This is a genomic window from Niabella terrae, assembly GCF_054783135.1.
On sequence record NZ_BAAGRD010000010.1, the window covers coordinates 55169 to 61411 of the forward strand.

Sequence of the window (6243 nt, forward strand, 5' to 3'; positions counted from 1 at the left end):
ATATAGCCGATTTCCCTATCTTTAATCTGCTGTGAGTGATGTACCTACCATTAAAGAGATCGCAAGAAGACTGAAAGTTTCTGTGTCGACTGTTTCCAGAGCGCTGAATGATCATCCCCGTATCGGGTTAAAAACAAAACAGGCGGTGCAGGAACTGGCCAAAGAACTGAACTATGAACCCAATCATAAAGCGATCTTCTTCAAACAGAAAAAAAGTTTTGTCATCGGTGTGGTCCTGCCATTGATCGCTGAGGATTTTTTCTCTAAAAGCATCAGCGGCATTGAAGATGTGGCCATGGAACACGGCTATACCATACTCTTTGGACAGAGTCATGACAGCATTGTCAAAGAAAAGACAGTGATTGAAGCGATGACCAAACAACGCATCGACGGCCTGTTGATCTCCTTGTCCAAGGAAACCAACCATTTTGAGCATTTGGTAGCCCTCAACAAGTATAATATTCCCATCGTCTATTTTGACCGGGTGCCGCCGCTGAAGGATGTGAACAAGATATTTTCCAACCTGTACCAGGGCACGGCAGAGATGATCGACTGGCTGTTTGCCCAGGGCCGTAAAAGAATTGCATTTATCAATGGTCCGGATGAGATCGCAGCCAGCAGGGAAAGATTGAAAGGTTATATCGACGGGGTGGCCCGCCGGAAGTTAAAAGTGGACATGCAGATGGTTGAGAAGACAGATCTGTCGGAAGCAGGCACCCGGGCAGCCATGGATCAACTGCTTTCGCTGAAACGGCCGCCGGATGCGATCATCAGTTTTAATGATTATGTACATCTGGATGCTGTACAATATGCTTTGGAAAAAGGGGTGTCGGTCAATAATGAAGTGCTATTTGCCAGCTACGCCAATATCTCGATCAACAAACATACCGCCTATCCACCGGTAGTGTCGATGGACCAGTTCCCCTATAAGCAGGGACAGATGGCCATGAATATGCTCATTAATATATTGGATACTAAACAGTCAGATGAAAAAAAAGCCCTACAACCGCAACAGGGTGAAGTTGCCGCAGCACTGGTCTTTAATTAAACCGGAATATATTCAATCGTTTGCACAAGTTTGGTTATGCATTCAGGCATATCTTTATACGCCCTGATAAATAAAACTATGTATGCCGATGGAGGAAGTGCTTTCTTATTATGGATTTGATGCCCGACAAACAGAATACAGGCCGTATGGATCCGGCCTGATCAACGATACCGCTATTGTTTGCTCCAATGGTCAGGAGTATATTTTCCAGAGAGTCAATGATGAAGTTTTCAAAACGCCGTTTGCGATCGCAGAGAATATTGATCTGATTGAAGATTATCTGCAACGGCAGTCTAACGGATATATATTTACCGGACCTTTAAAGACGACGGAAGGCCGATCGATGGTATATATTGCCGGCAAAGGATACTACCGTGCCTTTCCCTTCGTTGCAGGCAGTCATACCATCGATGTCGTACAAACCCCCGGGCAGGCTTATGAAGCCGCCAGACAGTTTGGGGCTTTTACCAAAAAATTAGCAGGCCTGGACGTGCGCCGCCTGCATATAACCCTGCCAGGCTTTCATGATCTTTCATTCAGATATACCCAGTTTCTGCAGGCACTGAATGCCGGCAATCAACAGCGTATTCAGGAGGCCGCGACCTTGATCGGCTATCTGAAGGAACAGGTGCATATCGCCCGACAATTCGATCAGTTAAGATTGAATGATCAATTTAAAATCAGGGTGACCCATCACGATACCAAGATCAGTAATGTACTGTTTGATGAACAGGACAAGGGTATTTGCGTCATCGACCTGGATACGGTAATGCCTGGATATTTTATCAGTGATGTGGGCGATATGATGCGTACCTATCTCTGTCCGGTCAGCGAAGAGGAACAGGATTTTGACAAGATAGAAGTGCGGGAAGATTTTTATCAGGCCATCGTTGCAGGTTATGGAGAGTATATGGGCAGCGAACTGACGGTGGTGGAGCAAAATCATTTTTTCTATTCCGGCAAGTTTATGATATACATGCAGGCATTGAGATTTTTAACTGACCATATTAATGATGATATTTATTATGGCGCCCGTTATGAAGGCCATAACCTGGTTCGGGCGCAAAACCAGGCCATTCTCCTGCAACGGCTGACGGAACAGGAATCTGTCTGGATTACTTCCATATCATCCGTAAAATTGTAATCAATCCTGGATCGATTGCCGGATGCCGGCAACGGTACCCGCATCAGATGAAGGCCGACTAGACGCAGTTCCTTTTAACTCATTGTTTTCAGGGGTTGCCGGTAGGCATAAATTCCAATAGTTTTGTGGCTTTGACAGTTCCCGACGAAACTTATGCGCTGTCCCATATCTTTGCCGGCAGCAGGGAGCGCATCGCTTTCGGTGATCAGTTATTAAAAAGAATTCAATCAAAAATTTAACCATGAAATTGTCTTTAAAAAAATCTATTGTCGGATTACTTGCGGTATCCATCTTCAGTCTGGGCTGCAACAACGGAGATGCCGAAAAATCCAGCCCGGAGACTGCGGCCGCGGAAACTGCATCAACCGATACGGTACCCGGCCAGGCGACAACGCAACCGGCAAATAGTTTTGATATCAACAGTATTCCGGTGTCAGACAAGGAACTGGGTACGTTTCCTTACCTGGTGCTTCCGCAGGAATACAAACCCCAGAACAAACCCATCCAGCGGGATGCCGATCTGCTGTACTTCCCGATTGACGGTAAAATGACTGCACTGGAAGGAAGGGTCTGGAAAGCCAATATTGCGCCTGCCAGCGGAAAAACAGACGATTGGTCACAACCTATTTATGAAAAGCGATTGGAAGAAGCAATTGTAGCGCTCGGCGGCGTAAAAATATTTGACGGGAAGATCAGTCAGGCGGAATATGATAATTTTCAAGCGCAGGCCAGCTATCTGGGAGAGGAAGGTTCCATCGGGTATACTTCCCAAACCATTAAGGTCTACGGGATCCACCGGGCAGACGGCGCAAATATTTTTATCCAGTTGGCGGCCTACAGTGCGGGCGGCTACCTCAATATACTTGAGCAGCAGCCGGAATAGTTCAGTCCATTTCCGAGTTTGATACCGCTCCGGAAATTTCTGGATGATCAGGCTTCATTATCTTCCTGTTGTGGTGGCCGTTCCCTGGACCGGAGGTAATCATCGGTATAATCGATACAGATTTCCACCCACATCGGCAGGTGATCCGACAGTTGATGGGTCCGCCAATAGGATCTATAATAAGTGCTTTTATTACTGCGGGGTTTACCAGCCGACGTGGTATGATAAGCTTCTCCCATATCCTTGATATAGGCAGTTTCGTCCTCGTCCCTGAAAACAACTTTATAATAATCGAATACACCGGCTTTACCGGTGGTATTAAAACGACCGGGTCTTACCTTAAAGGCAATCTGGTCATAAAATTTATTTTTCAGGGCATTGGAAGGCAGCTGCTGCAGTTCTTCCGGTATGGTAAAGCCTGCCTGGATAATGGCTTCATAAGTGGCATCGGCCGGATCATAAATATTAAAGTCGCCCAGCAATATATTATTATTGGACCATTCTGTTTTGCCATCGGCCCTTTTAGAAAGTACATTGGCAATAGTCTGAATTTCCTGGATCCGATCCACATTTTCCGGCTTGGCATCTCCATATAAGACATGGACGGTCGTGAGCTGGAAATTGGTCCAGCCGGCGGTAAAGCCACAGGTATAGGGTGTTCTTGCCAGTTGTTTTACCGGTTCATAGATGGTTTGCCCCGTTTCCGGATCCTTTTTCTGAAAAGGCGGTAATACCAGTTCTCCGGCCAGCCCCCCGAACTTTACTTTTCTTTTATCGAATACAAAAGCCAGTCGCTCCTTATTACCCTGACTACCGGCCGTGACATCAGTAATTACATAATGCCAGTTACTGCCCAGTATGCGCAGTAATTCTTTCAGCGCCTGCAAGTCCTCGCGAACCTCCTGGATCGCTACAATGTCAAAATGGGCAACAATTTCAGCGATATAATAATAAGCCTCCAGCAGTCGCTCGCCATAAGCAGGGGAGTCGAACTCCCGGATATTCCAGGTGGCAAGCAGCAGGTTGCCTTCCAGTTGTTTGGTGGGTACCTGGCTTTTGAGCTCCTGTCGCAGCGCCAGCAGTCTTTGCAGGGTGCGTTTACCGGCTGGCGTATTGGACTGGATGTATTGATAGAATGGCATCGCAGGGGTTTTTGTAAAGTTAACCATTATCAACAGCCGGTTTGAAATATCACCTGTATGCGGTATGGTTGTTTTCTAACTATTGCCGGAAGTACTTACAGATGGTCCAGCCCCTGTTTTCTATAGTTTTTGATATCGTTTTGAATGCATTTTCGGAGACCCGCGCCACAGTTACCAGAATTTTTTTTGGAGAATCAGAAAAAGAATCTATATTTGTCTATCAAATCAGTAGACTATTGTTGTCAACCACCGGCGACTGGTCAATATAAACTTTAAATCAACATGAATCTTTCAAAGATTACTGCAAAACAAAGTATGAAGCATGCTTACAAGCATCAGGTGGCCTTTAGTTCCGAATACCGCATGGCAGACCCGGCTATGTGTTGTTGTTGTAATTGTTGAGTAAATCCTTTGCTTTTTCCCCTTGGTTCCGGACCTGAAGTAGTATACAATCGACAGGTCGGCGACCTCTGGTAAGTTGACCTGAGGTTACTACGTCTGGCAGTTCTGCTCGCTTGACGTTCTGTAATTATTTCCCCTTTTATTTCATTCAAAAATAATGATAGGGCCATTTAATGTCTGCTTCGGCAGCATGGCTGCTTCATCATACGGTTATCGTAAATCTTAATTAAATGCCCAGAAAATTGAAATTTCTCAGATTTTTTTCTTTATTATTTTTTACCGTTCAATTACTTCCCGCCCTGGAGGCACAGAATCCGGCCTTCATCAATTCGGTACTGGAAGGCACAGTGACAGACGAAACTACCGGTGCCCCGCTGGAGGGCGCCAATATTATTATTGAAGGGATTACCAATCAGACGACGACTGATAAGAAGGGACGGTTTGTGCTCAAAACCAGACAGAAGTTTCCCTTTAATGTAATTGTAAGCTATGTGGGCTATCAGAAGAAAATTGTGGTCGCCAACGGTTCACCGATTGCTGTGGAACTGTTACCTGTCGATGGTAAGCTAGACGATATTGTGGTAGTGGGTTATGGCAAGCAGCAACGTCGTGATCTGGTCGGTTCGGTTTCGAGTATCAATCCCGAAAAGACAAAAACAATTCCCGAAGCCAGCTTCGATACCCAGATTCAGGGACTGGTACCGGGCGTTCAGATCAACGCCAGCACCGGGATTCCGGGATCCAATACTTTCATACGCGTGCGGGGATCGACCTCTATTAATTCAAGTAACGATCCCCTCTATATCATCGACGGCGTATTTATAAAACGTGCCGCAAAACCCAAAAGTCTTTAGCTTTTGGGATGTAAGGCACAAGAAAAATTTAGCCTTATGAAAAAATATATTGACGGACAGTTTCAGGACTTGCTTCTCCAATAGAGCAAACAAAGTAACCATCTGACCAGAAAGCATGTTCTTTCCAAAAGTTCTTTGACAATATGTTTTTGTGCTTTTGCCAAAGACAATAGTGGTTTACGACTTCAAATTCTGATCTAGGAAGTAATTGACTGCATAATAGACTTCCTGACATGATCCCAACCACCAATCAGCAGCTTTTAGGATACTTGCATAAAAATTAGGTGGTATTTTAAGCAATGCATTGAACAATTTGTGGAAGTATAACTGCTTCTAAGGTTTTTTAACCTTATTTTGTGTATTAATAGTTATCTTTAATTATACTTATAGAAAATATAAGTAGTATATTCTATACATTATATATCTCAATTGATCCATAATTGAAATTAATACATAAGACATACCGTTTTGCATTGTTGCCGACAAAGGGACAGGAACTGCTTTTGAATAAGCATTTCGGGTGTGTTCGCTTTGTATTCAATCACTTTTTGAACGAAAGAATTGAGCAGTATAAGGAGAATAAAAAATCGGATAATTATCTTAAACAGGCGGGCGCTTTGACCCAGTTAAAAAAGAAAGAAGAAACTGAATGGTTAAAGGAAGTAAACAGTCAAACATTACAAACCGCCTTGCGAAATTTAGACACCGCCTTTGTGAACTTTTTTAGAGGTAATGCTAAGTTCCCCCGATTTAAAAGTAAACGGAGAAAA

At 44.4% G+C, this 6243-nt stretch carries 7 protein-coding genes; 5 read left to right on the top strand and 2 right to left on the bottom strand.

The features are described 5' to 3' along the window. The first annotated feature begins 31 nt into the window (after positions 1–31). The 3 genes from ACYVI9_RS12850 (at position 32) to ACYVI9_RS12860 (ending at position 3075) form a co-directional block, all read left to right on the top strand. Positions 32–1048, top strand: coding sequence for a LacI family DNA-binding transcriptional regulator (locus tag ACYVI9_RS12850; protein ID WP_460764984.1), 1017 nt, complete (start codon positions 32–34; stop codon positions 1046–1048). A gap of 88 nt (positions 1049–1136) precedes the next feature. Continuing rightward, on the top strand, positions 1137–2192 hold the full coding sequence (locus tag ACYVI9_RS12855) for a phosphotransferase enzyme family protein (protein ID WP_460764985.1): 1056 nt from the start codon (positions 1137–1139) through the stop codon (positions 2190–2192). A gap of 241 nt (positions 2193–2433) precedes the next feature. Next, on the top strand, positions 2434–3075 hold the full coding sequence (locus tag ACYVI9_RS12860; RefSeq protein ID WP_460764987.1) for a hypothetical protein: 642 nt from the start codon (positions 2434–2436) through the stop codon (positions 3073–3075). 47 nt (positions 3076–3122) lie between these two features. Here ACYVI9_RS12860 and ACYVI9_RS12865 read toward each other — a convergent pair whose 3' ends face one another. Then, on the bottom strand, positions 3123–4217 hold the full coding sequence (locus tag ACYVI9_RS12865; RefSeq protein WP_460764989.1) for an endonuclease/exonuclease/phosphatase family protein: 1095 nt from the start codon (positions 4215–4217) through the stop codon (positions 3123–3125). 632 nt (positions 4218–4849) lie between these two features. Between ACYVI9_RS12865 and ACYVI9_RS12870 the strand changes: the two genes are divergently transcribed. Next, a complete protein-coding gene (locus ACYVI9_RS12870; RefSeq protein ID WP_460764991.1) occupies positions 4850–5473 on the top strand; it encodes a carboxypeptidase-like regulatory domain-containing protein in 624 nt (207 codons plus the stop codon). Positions 5474–5507: 34 nt separating this feature from the next. On the opposite strand, the gene ACYVI9_RS12875 is transcribed toward ACYVI9_RS12870, so the two are convergent. Beyond that, positions 5508–5708, bottom strand: a complete 201-nt coding sequence (locus tag ACYVI9_RS12875; protein ID WP_460764997.1) for a transposase — start codon at positions 5706–5708, stop codon at positions 5508–5510. 205 nt (positions 5709–5913) lie between these two features. Here ACYVI9_RS12875 and ACYVI9_RS12880 point away from each other — a divergent pair. After that, positions 5914–6243, top strand: a 330-nt coding sequence (locus ACYVI9_RS12880) for a helix-turn-helix domain-containing protein (protein WP_460764993.1), incomplete at its 3' end; no start/stop codon positions are given.